This is a genomic window from Pseudomonas sp. p106, from assembly GCF_003936645.1.
Lineage (GTDB): Bacteria > Pseudomonadota > Gammaproteobacteria > Pseudomonadales > Pseudomonadaceae > Aquipseudomonas > Aquipseudomonas putida_E.
In genome coordinates this window covers 1-15,076 of sequence record NZ_RHQR01000002.1, presented here as the reverse complement: position 1 = coordinate 15,076, position 15,076 = coordinate 1, and the positions used below count along the sequence as shown (strand labels likewise).

General features: G+C 62.4%; 15 protein-coding genes, 1 tRNA gene and 1 pseudogene. 7 read left to right on the top strand and 10 right to left on the bottom strand.

Annotated elements, in window-relative coordinates; genetic code table 11:
* Positions 1 to 8 precede the first annotated feature (8 nt).
* Complete coding sequence (locus tag EGJ09_RS02680; RefSeq protein WP_115275413.1) at positions 9 to 812, bottom strand: MOSC domain-containing protein; 804 nt, start codon at positions 810 to 812, stop codon at positions 9 to 11.
* 55 nt (positions 813 to 867) lie between these two features.
* Positions 868 to 1,803 carry a chemotaxis protein CheV gene (locus EGJ09_RS02675; RefSeq protein WP_046786468.1) on the bottom strand — a complete coding sequence of 312 codons (936 nt, stop codon included), beginning with the start codon at positions 1,801 to 1,803 and terminating at the stop codon, positions 868 to 870.
* 353 nt (positions 1,804 to 2,156) lie between these two features.
* On the opposite strand from EGJ09_RS02675, the gene EGJ09_RS02670 reads away from it, so the two are divergent.
* The 3 genes from EGJ09_RS02670 to EGJ09_RS02660 all read left to right on the top strand — a co-directional run bounded on the left by EGJ09_RS02670 (position 2,157) and on the right by EGJ09_RS02660 (position 4,590).
* Positions 2,157 to 2,582 (top strand): histidine kinase, encoded by a 426-nt coding sequence (locus tag EGJ09_RS02670; protein WP_125923170.1) that lies wholly within the window; start codon positions 2,157 to 2,159, stop codon positions 2,580 to 2,582.
* Positions 2,583 to 3,043: 461 nt separating this feature from the next.
* A complete protein-coding gene (locus tag EGJ09_RS02665; protein WP_125923169.1) occupies positions 3,044 to 3,934 on the top strand; it encodes a sensor histidine kinase in 891 nt (296 codons plus the stop codon).
* On the top strand, positions 3,931 to 4,590 hold the full coding sequence (locus tag EGJ09_RS02660) for a response regulator transcription factor (RefSeq protein WP_046786470.1): 660 nt from the start codon (positions 3,931 to 3,933) through the stop codon (positions 4,588 to 4,590). The genes EGJ09_RS02665 and EGJ09_RS02660 overlap by 4 nt, the downstream gene beginning before the upstream one ends.
* Here EGJ09_RS02660 and yegS read toward each other — a convergent pair.
* The gene (gene yegS, locus EGJ09_RS02655; RefSeq protein WP_217433355.1) at positions 4,574 to 5,455 is read right to left on the bottom strand and encodes a lipid kinase YegS; all 882 of its coding nucleotides are present in this window, start codon (positions 5,453 to 5,455) and stop codon (positions 4,574 to 4,576) included. The genes EGJ09_RS02660 and yegS overlap by 17 nt on opposite strands.
* Before the next feature lie 457 nt (positions 5,456 to 5,912).
* Here yegS and EGJ09_RS02650 point away from each other — a divergent pair, with 457 nt between their 5' ends.
* Positions 5,913 to 7,160 carry a glycosyltransferase family 4 protein gene (locus EGJ09_RS02650; protein WP_125923168.1) on the top strand — a complete coding sequence of 416 codons (1,248 nt, stop codon included), beginning with the start codon at positions 5,913 to 5,915 and terminating at the stop codon, positions 7,158 to 7,160.
* Here the strand turns inward: EGJ09_RS02650 and glp are convergent.
* Both glp and moaB read right to left on the bottom strand, forming a co-directional pair.
* Positions 7,149 to 8,375: a gephyrin-like molybdotransferase Glp gene (gene glp / locus EGJ09_RS02645; RefSeq protein ID WP_080952126.1), complete on the bottom strand. Its 1,227-nt coding sequence runs from the start codon at positions 8,373 to 8,375 to the stop codon at positions 7,149 to 7,151. The genes EGJ09_RS02650 and glp overlap by 12 nt on opposite strands.
* Positions 8,359 to 8,898 carry a molybdenum cofactor biosynthesis protein B gene (gene moaB / locus EGJ09_RS02640; RefSeq protein ID WP_039604205.1) on the bottom strand — a complete coding sequence of 180 codons (540 nt, stop codon included), beginning with the start codon at positions 8,896 to 8,898 and terminating at the stop codon, positions 8,359 to 8,361. Before moaB ends, glp begins: the two co-directional genes overlap by 17 nt.
* Positions 8,899 to 9,074: 176 nt before the next feature.
* Between moaB and EGJ09_RS02635 the strand changes: the two genes are divergently transcribed.
* Positions 9,075 to 9,296 carry a YgdI/YgdR family lipoprotein gene (locus EGJ09_RS02635; protein WP_046786473.1) on the top strand — a complete coding sequence of 74 codons (222 nt, stop codon included), beginning with the start codon at positions 9,075 to 9,077 and terminating at the stop codon, positions 9,294 to 9,296.
* 81 nt (positions 9,297 to 9,377) lie between these two features.
* Positions 9,378 to 9,454, top strand: a tRNA-Pro gene (locus EGJ09_RS02630).
* A gap of 53 nt (positions 9,455 to 9,507) precedes the next feature.
* Here EGJ09_RS02630 and EGJ09_RS26980 read toward each other — a convergent pair.
* The 3 genes and pseudogenes from EGJ09_RS26980 to EGJ09_RS02620 all read right to left on the bottom strand — a co-directional run bounded on the left by EGJ09_RS26980 (position 9,508) and on the right by EGJ09_RS02620 (position 13,078).
* Complete coding sequence (locus tag EGJ09_RS26980; RefSeq protein WP_371928063.1) at positions 9,508 to 10,221, bottom strand: methyl-accepting chemotaxis protein; 714 nt, start codon at positions 10,219 to 10,221, stop codon at positions 9,508 to 9,510.
* Between the two features lie 171 nt (positions 10,222 to 10,392).
* Positions 10,393 to 10,551, bottom strand: a pseudogene (locus EGJ09_RS26975) (HAMP domain-containing protein); the annotation flags it as partial.
* Positions 10,552 to 11,314: 763 nt separating this feature from the next.
* Positions 11,315 to 13,078 (bottom strand): ABC transporter transmembrane domain-containing protein, encoded by a 1,764-nt coding sequence (locus tag EGJ09_RS02620; RefSeq protein ID WP_125923167.1) that lies wholly within the window; start codon positions 13,076 to 13,078, stop codon positions 11,315 to 11,317.
* Positions 13,079 to 13,281: 203 nt separating this feature from the next.
* Between EGJ09_RS02620 and EGJ09_RS26510 the strand changes: the two genes are divergently transcribed.
* A complete protein-coding gene (locus tag EGJ09_RS26510; RefSeq protein WP_177433140.1) occupies positions 13,282 to 13,455 on the top strand; it encodes a PA1571 family protein in 174 nt (57 codons plus the stop codon).
* A 68-nt stretch (positions 13,456 to 13,523) separates the two neighbouring features.
* On the opposite strand, the gene pdxB is transcribed toward EGJ09_RS26510, so the two are convergent.
* Entirely contained in the window at positions 13,524 to 14,666 is a 1,143-nt protein-coding gene (gene pdxB / locus EGJ09_RS02615; RefSeq protein WP_046786476.1) for a 4-phosphoerythronate dehydrogenase PdxB, read from the bottom strand.
* A gap of 60 nt (positions 14,667 to 14,726) precedes the next feature.
* On the bottom strand, positions 14,727 to 14,969 hold the full coding sequence (gene tusA, locus EGJ09_RS02610) for a sulfurtransferase TusA (RefSeq protein ID WP_012313540.1): 243 nt from the start codon (positions 14,967 to 14,969) through the stop codon (positions 14,727 to 14,729).
* Between the last annotated feature and the right edge of the window lie 107 nt (positions 14,970 to 15,076).

The window sequence follows — 15,076 nt, the reverse complement described above, 5'->3', positions numbered from 1 at the left end:
TGCTACCACTACTCCAGCACTTCGACTTCCATCCCCACCTCAAGCCGACCACGGCCATCCACCGCCAGGTTCTGCCCGAACAGGATGTCACCTTCGCGCTCGCGAAAGGTCTTGAGCGTGGCCAACGGCTCCCGGTCCGGGCTGCGCTCTCCGGTTTCAGGGTCCAGCGTGGTGAAGATGCACCGCACGCTCGGCTTGAGCACGCGAAACTCAAGCCCGCCAATACGAATGCGCTTCCAGCCATCTTCGGCAAACGGCTCTGCACCCTGCACCACCAGGTTCGGTCGAAAACGCAGCATCTCCATGGGCCGGCCAATGCGCCGGTTCAACTCCTGCAGCGACCCCTGGCCAATCAGCAATAACGGGAAACCATCGGGGAAAGCCGCCCTGTCGCTGTTCAAGCCATAACCGCTGGGCAGGTAGCGCGCCCGATGCTCGGGGCAGTGGACCAGTCGCACTGGCTTGCCGAGCAATTGCGATAGCCAGGCTGCGGCCTCATCGCCGGCATCCGGCACACGCAACGTGTCACGCCAGATGGTCACACCGCGCAGGCCGTCATCTGCAGGCGGCACCGCCACCTGCAGAGCTGGCAGGCCCGGGGCCTCCAGCAGCAGCGTACCTGCCGCCCCTTCGCCAGCCTTGAGCTGGCCGAGCTGCGGCCAGGCGCGCTGGGTGAGAAAGCGTCCGTTGTCTTGCTCGACCACCAGCCAGCGCCGGTCACCCGACAAACCCAGATTATCGACCAGTGAAGACTGCAGACATTGCGCCTGCCCCGACTTCACCGGATACCGATACAGCTCGCTCAGAAACATCCCTGCCTGCCTCGTGCCATGCCAAATGCCAGATTATACCCGGCAGCCGCAAGGATCACGCAGTGGTCGAATCCAGTAGCAAACGCTGCTTGACCACTTCGACCAAACGATCAGGCTGGAACTTGGAAAGGAAATTGTCGCAGCCGACTTTCTTGACCATGGATTCGTTGAAGCTGCCTGACAGCGAGGTGTGCAACACCACGTACAGCTTGCGCAGGCGCGCATCACTGCGGATTTCGGTGGTCAGCCGATAACCGTCCATTTCAGGCATTTCCGCGTCAGTGAACACCATCAGCAGTTTTTCGCACACATCTTCGCCTGCATCGGCCCAGCCCTTGAGCATGCGCAAGGCCTTCAGGCCGTCGCTGGCAACATGCAGTTTCATCCCCAGTTGCGAAAGGGTGTCACGCAGCTGCGCCAGCGCCACGCTGGAATCATCCACCAGTAGCACTTCGCGGCCACGGGCGCGAGCCAATATCGGGTCAGCGAGCTTGTCGTTGGAGACCTTCGCGTTGTAAGGCACGATCTCGGCCAGCACCTTCTCGACGTCAATGACCTCCACCAGCTTTTCGTCCACCTTGGTGATCGCCGTCAGGTAATGCTGACGGCCGGCACTGGAAGGCGGCGGCATGATGGCTTCCCAGTTCATATTGACGATGCGATCGACCCCACCCACCAGGAACGCCTGCACCGAGCGGTTGTACTCGGTGACGATGATGGTGCTGTCTGGCCCCGGCTGCAGCGGGCGCATGCCGATTGCCTGGGACAGGTCGATGACCGGCAAGGTCTGCCCACGCAGGTTGACCACGCCACAGACAAACGCGTGGCGCTGCGGCATCAAGGTCAACTTGGGCAATTGCAGCACTTCCTGCACCTTGAACACGTTGATGGCGAACAACTGGCGCCCGGCCAGGCGGAACATCAGGATTTCCAGGCGGTTCTCACCCACCAGTTGCGTTCGTTGGTCTACCGTGTCGAGAATGCCAGCCATTGGAAAACCCCCAGGCTCAAGTCGGAATAATGTGAGTTCATCCACCCTATATCGGCGGCTGCGTACGCAGCTTGACCCTTGAGCGAAAATGCTTCGCGGGCCAATTGATATCACATTAACATCATGCTTTACTGCAGCCAGTCAGCCTTGGGCCCGTTGCCTGGAGCAGCTGTCGCCCCCTAGAGCAATATCAGGGAAACCCTTAGCGTCAACCGGGTGCAACCTGATGTTCGCGCTATCCTTTAGCCATTAATGTGACGCCATTCTCACTGCATGAATGGAGTCAGGCTTTTGCTAGCGAACGACACGGCTTGGCCATCACCCGCTCCCGCGCTGCGGCCCGGGACCTCATGATGGACAGTTCAGCTTTCGACAGCAGCGCCCTGCAGGACTTTCTGCTGGATGCACAAGTGTTGCTGACCCAGTCCCAGGAGTGCCTTCAGCACCTGGAACTGATCGCCAATGACCCCGACGCCTGCCATTGCCTCATCAACACCCTCGATACGCTTGCCCGGCGCGCCAGCGGCCTGGGGCTGCTTGAAGTAGCCCAATACGCCTCTGCCTTGCAGCAACTGCTCGCTCCAGCCTGCAGGCAGTTGCACCTGCACAATCATGCTATGCCTGCATTGGCGGCCTGCCTGACCCTGCTGGCCTGGCAACTGGAGCTTGTCGATGCGCACACCGGGCGGCTCGCCCTTGATGCCAGCGAACAAACCAACTTGCTTGCCGAACTGGCAAAAGCACTGGACCAGCCATTGCCGCAAACGTGTGCGCCTTGACAGGAAACACGTAGCGAATGTGCTGACACGCACCAGGCCGGCCCCATGGCCGGTCGCCCAACTTGCGCAGATAAACGCACTAGCAGTCATTGACGGTTTGCAACTAAGGCGACGGTGCTTTACCGAATCAGGATCCAACTTGTGAAGGGCTAAAAGTTGCCACACCCTGTTCTACCGGGATTCGCGCAAGTTGAACCGAGCAGGCCAATCGATGGTGGCTATTTGCTGCTCGAATCAGGCATCGCTCCCCCCTGATCGCCCCGCAAACCTTGAGGTTTCAAAGCATTCCCCGCTCGCGACCAAACCGGCCTGAAGTGATACCATGCGCACTAACAAATACCGGTCACCCGTATATGGATCGCCTCAACGCGCACTTGGCAAATATTGAAAGCACCACGCCAAAGCCTGCGGCAAGACATGCGCAAGGCCTCCATCAGCAAGGTTACAGTGGCTTCCCCTCTATGCTCCCACGCTTGAAGAATGCTCTGCGTTGCCGCTCCCTCGCCACTGTGCTGCGCTGGGCGACTGCATTGCTGTGCGTGGCGTCGCTGTTTGCCAACCTGCTGCTGTTCACCGGCGGCCATGCCATACCGGCCAGCCTGATGCTGTTGCAGCTGATAGCAATGTTCGGGGTCGGCTGGCACCTGAGCCAGGGTGCCAGGTCTATCAGCTTGCGCCCGGCAGAACTGGCCGATCGCATGCTCAAAGTCCAGGAAAGCGAACGCCAGCACCTTAGCCGCGAACTGCATGACGACATCGGCCAACTGCTGACCGCTGCCAAATTGCAGCTGGAGTGGTTGCAGCGGCGGCTGCCAAGCGATTTGCAGGCGCAATGCGGCGCCCTGCACAGCACACTCGATGACACCCTGAGCAAGGTGCGTGACGTCTCTGCCATCCTCAATCCCCGGCAGTTGGCCAGCCTTGGCCTGGAAGCCAGCCTGCGTGCCCATCTGGTGCGCACGCTAGGCAGCACCGACATGCATTGGAGCCTGGAATGCCATCAAAGGCTGGGTGGCATTTGCGAGGAGGTGACCATGGCTGCTTTTCGCATCGTGCAAGAGGCGGTCACCAACATATTGCGCCATGCCAAGGCGCGCAACCTGACCATCCGCCTGCAGCGCAGCCCCACCGGCCTGAGCTTGTCGATAGAGGACGATGGCCAAGGCTTCATCCCCGCCGCCAATCCGGCTGAGGCAGGCCAGCGCGGCATGGCTGGCATGCAGGAGCGTGCCACAGCGCTCCAGGGCACACTGAAAATTACCAGCCAGCTTGGCCTCGGCACCCGGATCGAGGTCTTGTTCCCATGGCCACCACGCACCCATGAACGCGCCAGGACACCTGCTATCCGATGACCTGTAGACTGCTGCTGGTCGATGACCATTCGCTGATTCGAGCCGGGGTCCGTGCCCTGGTGTCTGACATACCCGGCTACACCGTGGTCGGCGAAGCCGACGATGGCGGCCAACTGCTCGAGCAAGCCCAGCAACTGGCGCCCGACATCGTGCTGCTCGACATTTCCATGCGCTCGACCAGCGGCCTTGATGCCCTCACCCTGCTGCGCGCCTCTGGCAGCACCTGCAAAGTACTGATCCTGTCCATGCACACCGACCCGGACCTGATCATGCGCGCCCTGGAAAGCGGCGCCCACGGCTACCTGCTCAAAGACGCCACCGCAAAGGAGCTGGAGCAGGCACTGGCCGCACTACGCAGTGGCGAGCGCTACCTCAGCCCGGCCATCGCCCACACGGTGATCAACCAGGCGCTGATGCGTGCGCAGCAGGGCAAGCAGCCAAACATCGACCGCCATAACCTCACTGCACGGCAACTGGAAATCCTGCGCCTGATCGTACGGGGCAAATCCACTCGCGAAATCGCTGCCGGGCTTGCCCTTTCGATCAAAACGGTGGAAACCCATCGCTCGCAGATCATGAAACGCCTGCAGATCTACGATGTCGCCGGGCTGGTACTGTTTGCCGTGCGCGAGAAAATCATCAGCCTGGATGACTGAGCAGCGGCGAGTTTGGCGGCAGGTGCAGGCGCAGCGCCGCAGGCAGGGCCTCGAAGCGCAGGCTGTCAGCCTGTAACGGCTCACCATCGAGGTTGATGTCCAGGCCTTGAGAGCTCTTGATCTCTACCCAGGGCAAGCGCGCACGAACGAACAGCCCTTCGCCGGCCAGCAGCTCACGCAGCGCCCCCACCACTTCTTGCGGTGCCGGCAGGATAGCGATGTCGAGCAGGCCGTCATCCACCAGGGCATCGGCGCACAATACCTGACCGCCACCTGCCTGGCGGCCATTGCCGATGCCCAGCGCCAGCAAGTCACCCTGCCAGTGGAAGTCCGGGCCTTTCAGCTCCACCGACGCGGCCTGCAACTCACTGAAGCGCGACAGCCCGGTGAACAGGTAGGCCGCTGCGCCCAGCACTTTTTTGAGGTCCTCGGAGGTGTTTGCCGTGACCTGACTGCCAAACCCGCCCGTGGCCATGTTCAGAAACATCTGGTCGCCAACCTTGCCCAAGTCGATTGGCCGTGCCGGCATATCCAGCAGCGCCAGCGCCTCAGCCGGCTGCAATGACACACCAGCGGCTTTGGCGAAATCATTGGCGGTACCCAAAGGCAGCAATGCCAGGCTGGCCTGAGTATTTGCCTGCCCCATGGCTTCGGCCACATCGCGCAAAGTACCGTCGCCGCCTCCTGCGACCACATGGGTGTAGCCAGCCGCCAGCGCCTCGGCAACCAGCCGCTGGGCATCACCTGCTTCCCAGGTCACCCGCACATCCAGCGTCCAGCCCCGCTCACGCTGGGCGAGGACGGCCTTGCGCACATCTTCGTTCATCGCCTGCTTGCCGTGCAGGATCACCATTGCCTTACCCATCACGCTTCTCCCAAGGGACCGCTCATTGCAGATCTCGACCACAGGCGCAGGCAGATTGCTGCATGCACTGGTTGATCATGCGCCAACGCCAGACACGCATTTGAACAAAAACCGGTCAGGCCCACATCAACAGCATTGAAAGCTTCGGCCATCAGGCGCATGATCGACAAATATTTGGCCAAAACCGATAAGGCACAATAAACAAGTCGGTTTTTTGACTTTTTGCCGCCAGAGCCTTGGCAGTTCGCAAGCTGCCCATTAGCGCTACGTGCAGCGCCCGAGTCGAGACTGTGAAATGAGCGTTCTCATCCCCTGCATGATCGACACAAGCGAGTACCTGGGCGAAGACGATAGCGTGGGCTTTACTCAAATGTATGGACGCGTCCCGGTTGCAGCCATCGGCTGACTGCCCACGGGCGCGTTTTTTGTCTGCAGCCTTTAGCGAGGATTGTGGTTCATGCGCATACTCTGGACGCTGCCCTACCTACCCTGGCCAACCACCAGCGGCAGCAAGACCCGGCAATACCACCTGCTGCGCGCCCTTGCGCAGCACGGGCACCGGATCACCTTGCTGGTGCAGTCGAAAGTCCCGCTGAACGATGCCACCCGCGAAGCGCTGGAGCCACTGGTCGAGCGGCTGATCGTGCTACCCCGCCGGGCGCTGCACAGCCCGCTCAACCTGCTGGCCTCACCGATCATCGACTACCCCATGCGGGCAATCATCAATGGCTTGGCGCCCTGCCTGCGCCACCGCTTCGAGCAGTTGCTGGACGAGCCCTGGGATGTCATCCAGATCGAGCACAGCTACGGCTTCCAACCCTTCGAAAAAGCCCTGCAGGCCCGCGGCCTGCCCTACATGCTCAGCGAACACACACTCGAATCGGTGATGGGCGGCGCCTGCCATGATCGCCTGCCACTTTGGCTGCGCCCGCTCAATGCGTTCGACCGTTGGCGCTATCGTCGCTGGGAGCAACGCGTACTCTGCCAGCCCACCGAAGTGGTTGCGGTGAGCACCCATGACGCCGAACTGATAAGCCAGATCAGCGGGCGCCCAGTGAACGTAGTGGTCAACGGTGTGGATTGTGAGTATTACCAACAGGTATGTCCCGCATTGCACAGTCAGCGACTGCTGTTCGTCGGCAACTTCGAATACGGTGCGAACCTTGAGGCCATCGAATGGGCGCTGGAAGAAATCCTGCCGCAGGTGTGGATGAGCAACCCTGCGGTGCGCCTGGCCATAGCCGGGCATGCCATGCCGGCCTCATGGAAGCTGCACTGGAACGATCCCCGCATCGAATGGCTGGGTTATCGCCCTGACCTTCGCGAACTGCAGCGGCGCTCGGCGCTGTTCTTCGCCCCTCTGCGATACGCCGGCGGCTCCAAAGTCAAGATTCTCGAAGCCATGGCTGCCGGGCTGCCGGTGATCACCACCAGCAAGGGCGTTTCAGGCCTTGCCGTGAACAACGGCGAGCATTACCTGGGCAGCGATGACGGTGACCAGTTGGCACTGCTGATTACCCAACTGCTCAACCAACCCTGGCGCATGTGCCAACTGAGCGAGGCCGGCCGCCAGTTTGCCCGGCATCGTCATGACTGGAGCGTGGCGGCGCAGCAACTGGAGAACGTGCACATGCGCCTGACCCAGTCAGCGCCTGCCAACGCCCCGCAACCTATAGACCCGTGGCTAGGGCGATCAACCAAGTAGTTCGCTCAACGGTATGAACGGTACGCTGTCACCCTGCTGCGGCGTGCTGCCTTCGCGCACCTCCACCAAGCCCTCAGCCCAGGCGGCGCTGCGCAACACGCCGGAGCTCTGGTTCTTGTAGATGCGCACCCGGCCGTTGTCGATCCGCGCCCGCAGGTATTCGCGACGGGTTCCGGCCTTGGGCCAATCGAAACCCGCAGGTACGTCGAAACGTAGCGGAGTGACTTCGGCAACCCCTTGGCGGCGCAGCAAGTAAGGGCGCGTGAGCAGGCCGAAGGTCACCAGCGTCGACGCAGGGTTGCCTGGCAGACCGATCACCGGCACACCTTGATAATGCCCGAATGTCAGCGGCTTGCCTGGCTTGATCGCCAGCTTCCACAAGGCCAGCTCGCCCGCCTCACGCAGCGCCGCGCCCAGGTAATCGGCCTCGCCCACGGAAACTCCCCCGGTGGACAGGATCAGGTCGACATCACCCAGGCTGGCCAGGCACTGGCGAGTCCGCACCAGGTCATCAGGCAGGATGCCCATGTCGCGCACTTCACAGCCCAGGCGTTGCAACCAACTGACCAGCAGGCGGCGGTTGCTGTTGTAGATCTGCCCTGGGCCCAGTGGCAAACCTGGCTCGACCAGCTCGTCGCCGGTGGACAACACTGCCACCCGTACCCGACGCACCACCTGCAGTTGAGCATGCCCCAAGGTTGCGGCCAACCCCAGTTCGATCGGGCCCAGGCGCGTTCCTGCGACCATCACCTGTTCGCCCTGGCGTGTTTCCTGGCCTTGGGGACGGACATTCTGCTCAGGCTTGATCGGTTCGAGGAAACGCACCCGGCCATCCTCCAGCACCTCGGTGTTTTCCTGCATCTCGACGCAGTCGGCACCGGCCGGCAGCGGGGCGCCGGTGAAGATCCGCGCGCACGTGCCGGGCTGCAACGGCTCGGGCGCGTGCCCGGCAAAAATGCGCTGGCTGACGGGCAACGGCTGGCCTTGGCAATCGGCCAGGCGCAGTGCGTAGCCATCCATGGCACTGTTGGGCCAGGGCGGCAGGTCGAGCGAGGCAACCAGGTCGGTCGCCAGCACCCGGCCTTCGGCCTCGGCCAGCGGGACGGTTTCGGTGTCTTTGATCGGCGCGGCCTCGGCCAAGGCCAGCAGCCGCTCCAGCGCTTCTTCCACCGGCATCAATGGCCGGGCCTGCGGCGCCTCAGCCACGGCTTTCACAAGCCGCTGCCTGCTTCAGGTGCGCAACGAAATTGCACGGGCGATGGCGGGCATCGAGCTGCTCGGCAAGGATACCGTCCCAGCCAGTGCGCACAGCATTGGTCGAGCCCGGCAGGCAGCACACCAGCGTGCCGTTGGCCAGGCCGGCCAAGGCGCGCGACTGAACGGTCGACGTGCCGATGTCGGCAACGGAGATCTGCCGGAACAGCTCGCCGAAGCCTTCCACTTGCTTGTCCAGCAGGCAGGCCACGGCCTCAGGCGTACTGTCGCGCCCCGTGAAGCCGGTGCCACCGGTAATCAACACGACCTGCACGCGGTCATCGGCGATCCAGGTGGCAACCTGGGCGCGGATCTTGTAGAGGTCGTCCTTAAGCAGCTTACGCTCAGCCAGCTGGTGGCCCGCCGCAGTCAGGCGGTCGACGAACATCTGCCCGGAGGTGTCGGTTTCAAAGGTACGGGTGTCGCTGACCGTCAGCACGGCAATATTCAGGGCCACGAAGGGGGTATCTGCCTTGGCTTTCATGAGTGTTCATCGCAGGGGAAAGGGATGGCCGCATTTATATCACAGGCTGCCCTGCGGCAACCTTGACAGACCCAGGTCAATACTCAGCGATTGGCGCTATGCTGCACTCTAGAAGGAACTTGCGCAGACGCCTTGCGTCTTAACGTCATCTAGCACCATCGCACTGGAGAAACACGATGATTAAACGGACCCTTCCCGCCTTTCTGCTCGCCCTGGGCCTGGGCGCCCTCGCTGGCTGCGCCTCGCCAACCGTGATCACCCTGAACGACGGTCGTGAGATCCAGGCTGTGGACACTCCGTCCTTTGACGAGGACTCTGGCTTCTACGAGTTCGAGCAACTTGATGGCAAGCGTACGCGCCTGAACAAAGACCAGGTTCGTACCGTCAAGGAGCTCTGATCGAGCGCCTGTTTTGAGCCTAAGCCCTTTTAACAACAAGGGCTTGCGTTCGAAAAAACCATGCAGTAGGATTTCGTTCATCGGAGTGTAGCGCAGCCAGGTAGCGCGTCTCGTTCGGGACGAGAAGGCCGCAGGTTCGAATCCTGTCTCTCCGACCAAATCCTTCAAAAAGCCCGCCATTGTGCGGGCTTTTTGTCATGCGCGATAAGCACTACGCGGTAAGCCGCGAAGTGACCTCACCCAACTGCCCCGACAGCCCATGCAGGCGCTGGCCCGCCTGCTCGGTGTGCTGCACTGCCTCCTGGTTGGCTGTGGCGATGCGGGTAATCTCGACCAGGTTGCGCGAGATGTCCTCGGCCACGCTGGTCTGCTCTTCAGCGGCCGTGGCGATCTGCCGGTTCATGTCACGGATGGCCTCAACCGCCGTGGTGATGCGCTGCAGCATCTGCCCAGCCTGCTGCACCTGCTCGGCCCCCTCCTCGCTGCGCTGCTGCCCGCTTTCGATGGCCTTGACCGCGTCCACGGCACCAGACTGTACCGCCTCGATGATCTGATGGATTTCGGCGATCGACGCCGCCGTGCGCTGAGCCAGGCTGCGCACCTCGTCGGCGACCACCGCAAAGCCGCGCCCGGCCTCACCCGCACGGGCTGCTTCAATGGCCGCATTGAGCGCCAGCAGGTTGGTCTGCTCGGCGATACCACGGATCACTTCCAGCACCTTGCCGATGCGCGAACTGTCAGTTTCAAGATCGCGGATTACCGCCGCAGTACCTGCGATCTCCCGGTTGACCACGCCAATGATGTCGATGGTCTGCTGCATTACCCGCTCGCCAGCCTGGGCACTGTGGTCGGCTTCATCGGCCGCGCGCGCGGCTTCGGCGGCGTGACGGGCAACCTCTTGGGCAGTGGCGGACATCTCGTGCATCGCCGTGGCCACCTGATCGGTGCGCTGGAACTGGTCATGGGTACCGCGCGCCATGTCACCGGCGATGCTGCGCAGCTGGCCACTGGCGCCTTCCAGCTCTTGGGCATTGTCCTTGAGCCGGCCAACGGTTTCGGCAAGGAAATCACGCAAGGTATTGGCCGCCCGCGCAAGGCGGCCCAGTTCATCCTCGCGACGGCTGTCGACCCGAGCGCCAAAGCGGCCCTGGCTCAATTGCGCTACGTACTCGATCAACTGGCTGATCGGCTCGATCAGGCTACGGTTGACCCGCCACAGGCTGAGCAAACCGACCAGCAGTGCCGACCCGAGCATCACCAGCATACCCAGCCATACCGTGCGCTCGGCCCTGGCATTGATGCTGGCGGCGCGTTCACGGGCGTCGGCGCGCAACTGCTCGACCAACGCGCTCATCTGCTCGCTGGCAGCACGGTCGACACCTTTGACCGCCAGATCGCCGGCAACCGGGTCACCACCTGCGGCCAGAAACGCCTGGCGCCCCTGCGCGTAGGCCACACCCAATTGCCGATGGCTGTCACGCAGTTGCTGCAAAGGCTCCTTGAGCTTCTGATCACTGCTGTCGATCAGTTGCCCAAGCAACTGCTGAACCTGCTGCTCCCGGGCCTGGAACTGCTGCCAGTACTTTTCCAGCTCAGCCGGCTGGCGGCCGCGCAGCAGCACGTTTTTCCACTCCTGCACCTGGATCTTGAACTGCAGGTTGGCTTCGTCGATCGATTGCGAGGCCTGCAGTGGTCCATCGACCAGCGTGGCATAACTGCGCACGCTGGAGGACAGAAACTGGAAGCACACCAAGGCAATCAGCAGCATCGCCGCCAGGCTGCCGCCGAGCAGGGTAAGAATTTGTACTCTGAGGGATTTACGCAACATCGCAGATCTCGGGAACAAGGATTTAGGAAACAGCGTGCCGCTGGCAGCGCCGCCACAGACATCCATGTCCTCGTTCGCAGGCCAAAAAAAAGCTGCCATCAATCGATAGCAGCCAGGTCGAGCACTTACGCAACAGTTGAAGGGATAGTCTCAAGCAATTGCTACAAAAATGTTACAAGCCTTCGATGCGTCAACCTGCGTTGAACTGCAGCGAGGCCAGCCTGGCGTACAGCGGGCTTTTTTCGATCAGCTCACGGTGGGTGCCCACTGCGACCAGGCGCCCCTTGTCGATGACCGCGATGCGGTCGGCATGCTGCACCGTGGCCAGGCGATGGGCGATGACCAGCGTAGTGCGGCCCGCCATCAGGCTCGGCAGCGCCTGCTGGATCAAGTGCTCGCTCTGCGCATCGAGGGCGCTGGTGGCTTCGTCGAGCAGCAGGATCGGCGCATCCACCAGCAACGCCCGCGCAATCGCCAGACGTTGCCGCTGCCCGCCCGACAGGCCAATACCACCCTCGCCCAGCGGTGTCTGGTAACCCTGCGGCAGTTGCCGGATGAACTCATCGGCATGTGCGCCACGCGCCGCCGCTTCGACCTCGGCCAGGCTCGCCTGCGGGCGCCCATAGCGGATATTGGCCTCGACCGTACCGCGAAACAGTGAGGGGTTCTGCGCTACCAGGGCGAACTGGCGGCGTAGTTCGCCCAACGCCAGGCTGGTGATTGGCTGGTTATCCAGAAGGATGCCCCCCTGCTGGGGGTCGTAGAAGCGCAGCAGCAAGTCGAACAATGTCGATTTGCCCGCGCCGGATGGCCCCACCAGCGCCACGGTCTGGCCTGGCTCGATGACCAGGTTCAGGTTGTCGATGGCGGCAACCGATGGCCTGGAAGGGTAAGCAAATACCAGGTTCTTCAGCTCGATACGCCCACCAGCGCGCTGGCGATGCAGGGCAAACGGCTGCTCGGTCTCTAGAATGCTGCTACGCGCCGCCAGCAGTTCGGCGATACGCTCGGCCGCGCCGGCGGCGCGCTGTAGTTCGCCGATGACTTCGCTCAAAGTACCGAAGGCACTACCGACGATCAGGCTGTAGAACACGAAGGCTGCCAGTTCGCCTGCGGAGATGCGCCCGGCGATCACATCCATGCCGCCGACCCACAACATCACCCCCACCGCGCCCAGCACCAGCACGATGACCAGGGTGATCAACCAGGCCCGCTGCGCGATACGCTGGCGCGCCACGGCGAAGGCCGCCTCTACCGTTCCAGCGAACAGCTGGCGGTCTAATGCCTGGTGGTTGTAGGCCTGCACGGTCTTGATCTGCCCCAGCGTCTCGGCCACATAGCTGCCCACATCCGCCACCCGGTCCTGGCTCTGCCGCGATAGGCTGCGCACGCGCCGGCCAAACAGCAGGATCGGCGCCAGTACCAAAGGCAGGGCCACCACGACGATACTGGTGAGTTTGGGGTTGGTGATGAAAAGCAGCACGACACCGCCGATCACCATCAGGGCGTTGCGCAGGAACATCGACAGTGATGAGCCGATGACCGCCTGCAGCAATGTGGTATCGGCGGTCAGCCGGGACTGGATTTCCGAGCTGCGGTTGTCTTCGAAAAAGCCAGGGTGCAGCCCTATCAGGTGATCGAACACAGCGCGGCGAATATCGGCCACGCACCGCTCACCGATCCAGGAAACCAGATAGAAGCGGCTGAATGTGCCTACCGCCAACGCCAGCACCAACAGCAGGAACAGGCCGATGGTCTGATTGAGCTGGTGCGCCGAACGGGTCATGAACCCCTGGTCCACCAACAGGCGGATGCCTTGCCCCATGGACAGTGTAATGCCGGCGGTCACTACCAGAGCCAGCAACGCCAACAGCGCTTGGCGACGGTATGGGCGCATGAATTGCCAGCAGAGAAACAAGGCGCGACGCTGACGTGAAGAAACCGGTTCGGGCATGGCGATGGACCACAATGACAGTGAAACAGCAGCCTACCATTCATCCCGCCTGGCAGTGGCTATAGCCCATCGTTCTAAAACGCCTCTGGAGGTTTGCCGCACTTTCTGGTGGACTGTAGCTGTCGTGACCTCCAAGAGCCGCTGTCACAGGCCAGTCACGGCACAGGTTTACCTTGATATTGGACCTGATGAGGAGACTGTAGATGAGCTTGCAGCATGGCAGCGACACCCAGAAGCCCCAGAACACCCCACAACCGAAGGTCTGCGGATCGATCATCGATGCCCAGGGCCGTGAAGTACCGATCACCGAGCAAATGATCCAGCAGGCCTGCAAGGACCTCGAGGACAGCCGGGTGAAGAAGGTGCGCAAGGGCTGAATGAAGAATTGCTTGAAACCCGGCGCTGGCGCCGGGTTTTTATTTGCCCGGAATGTTCTGCCTGCTCGTCAAACGACCACTGCACCCAAGGCATTGACCATCTGCACCAACTGCGGAGCCTCGCCCCGCAACCGCACCGCTAACCCTTCGATTTCACGGCGTGGCGGATACTGTTTGCGCAACAGGTCGAACGCCGCGCGCTGCTCGGCCGCATCGTCGCTCAGGCTGCGACGGAAATCGGCATCGTCGCGGCGCGGGTCGTACACCGCCCGGCACAACGTCGCCAAGGCCCAGCCAAGGTCAGCTTCGCCATCGAACTCGATCTGCGCCAGTGGTGGTTTGGGCAGCAGATCCTGCAACTGCACGCGCTCGGCCTCACCCAGGAAGCGGCACAACGCCTGGTAGATCTGCGCCGTGCCGCGCTGGCGGCCATCCAGGCTGTAGCCGGCGATGTGCGGCGTAGCCAGGGTGCAGAGGTCGGCCAGTTGCAGGTCGACCTGCGGCTCGCCCTCCCATACATCGAGCACAGCGTGCACGTCTTCACGGTCCAACAGCAACTCACGGAGGGCGACGTTATCCACCACCGGCCCACGGCTGGCGTTGATCAGCCATGCGCCAGGGCGCAGCTGTGCGAGCTGCGCTTGGCCCAGCAGGTGCCAGGTCGGGTGCTCGCCGCCACGCTGCAATGGGGTATGCAGGCTGATCACATCGCATTGTTCGAGCACAGTTTGCAGGCTGACGAAATCGCCCCCCTCAGCCGCCTGGCGCAACGGGTCGCAGACCAGCACCTTCCAGCCCATGCCGTGCAACACGCGCACCAGCCGGCCACCGACCTCCCCTGCACCCACCACGCCGTAGGTGCGCTGGGGCAGCGCTGCACCGTCCAGGTCGGCGAGGGTCAGGAGGCTGCCCAGCACGTAGTCGACCACACCGCGGGCGTTGCAGCCCGGCGCGCTGCTCCAGTGGATGCCGGCTTCGGCAAAGTAATCCAGGTCCAGGTGATCGGTGCCGATGGTGCAGGTGCCGACAAAGCGCACCTTGCTGCCTTCGAGCAATTGCCGGTCGACCTTGGTCACCGAGCGCACCAGCAGCACATCGGCCTCTTTGACGCTGGCGGCGTCCATGCTCCTGCCAGGGTAACGGCGGATCTCGCCGAAACCTTCGAAGAAGGCATCGAGCAGCGGGATATTCTCGTCGGCAACTATCAGCATGGCGCTCTCCTGTCTGGGGAACGCAGTGTAGGTGCTATGCCCGGCACGATCCAGCGTGGATCAGTCGGCTTTCTTGCGAATCCAGTACAGGTAGGTACCGGCCTCTTCCTGCTGCTGCAGCAGTTCGTGGCCGAGGAAGTTGCAGAACTTGGGAATGTCGCGCCGGGTCGAGGGATCCGTAGCGATGACCTTGAGCAGGCCGCCGGCGGCCAGATTGCGCACGTGGGTGTGCAGCATCATCACCGGTTCTGGGCAGTTCAGGCCGGTGGCATCAAGAATGGCGTCGGGGGTGAAGTCAGTCATGGGGTGCTCCGCAAATGATCGCTATTGTGGCGCATAGCGTGGCGCGGACCAATAGTCACCTGCACGCCCGGCGCCGCAAGCACAGCTTGCTCTCCCTCTCCCTCTCC

What these genes read in the sequence shown, in the direction of transcription:
- EGJ09_RS02680 (WP_115275413.1), bottom strand. Translation starts at nt 812, where the DNA reads ATGTTTCTGAGCGAGCTGTATCGGTATCCGGTGAAGTCGGGGCAGGCG.
- EGJ09_RS02675 (WP_046786468.1), bottom strand. Translation starts at nt 1,803, where the DNA reads ATGGCTGGCATTCTCGACACGGTAGACCAACGAACGCAACTGGTGGGT.
- EGJ09_RS02670 (WP_125923170.1), top strand. Translation starts at nt 2,157, where the DNA reads ATGGACAGTTCAGCTTTCGACAGCAGCGCCCTGCAGGACTTTCTGCTG.
- EGJ09_RS02665 (WP_125923169.1), top strand. Translation starts at nt 3,044, where the DNA reads ATGCTCCCACGCTTGAAGAATGCTCTGCGTTGCCGCTCCCTCGCCACT.
- EGJ09_RS02660 (WP_046786470.1), top strand. Translation starts at nt 3,931, where the DNA reads ATGACCTGTAGACTGCTGCTGGTCGATGACCATTCGCTGATTCGAGCC.
- yegS (WP_217433355.1), bottom strand. Translation starts at nt 5,455, where the DNA reads ATGGGTAAGGCAATGGTGATCCTGCACGGCAAGCAGGCGATGAACGAA.
- EGJ09_RS02650 (WP_125923168.1), top strand. Translation starts at nt 5,913, where the DNA reads ATGCGCATACTCTGGACGCTGCCCTACCTACCCTGGCCAACCACCAGC.
- moaB (WP_039604205.1), bottom strand. Translation starts at nt 8,898, where the DNA reads ATGAAAGCCAAGGCAGATACCCCCTTCGTGGCCCTGAATATTGCCGTG.
- EGJ09_RS02635 (WP_046786473.1), top strand. Translation starts at nt 9,075, where the DNA reads ATGATTAAACGGACCCTTCCCGCCTTTCTGCTCGCCCTGGGCCTGGGC.
- EGJ09_RS26980 (WP_371928063.1), bottom strand. Translation starts at nt 10,221, where the DNA reads ATGCACGAGATGTCCGCCACTGCCCAAGAGGTTGCCCGTCACGCCGCC.
- EGJ09_RS02620 (WP_125923167.1), bottom strand. Translation starts at nt 13,078, where the DNA reads ATGCCCGAACCGGTTTCTTCACGTCAGCGTCGCGCCTTGTTTCTCTGC.
- EGJ09_RS26510 (WP_177433140.1), top strand. Translation starts at nt 13,282, where the DNA reads ATGAGCTTGCAGCATGGCAGCGACACCCAGAAGCCCCAGAACACCCCA.
- pdxB (WP_046786476.1), bottom strand. Translation starts at nt 14,666, where the DNA reads ATGCTGATAGTTGCCGACGAGAATATCCCGCTGCTCGATGCCTTCTTC.
- tusA (WP_012313540.1), bottom strand. Translation starts at nt 14,969, where the DNA reads ATGACTGACTTCACCCCCGACGCCATTCTTGATGCCACCGGCCTGAAC.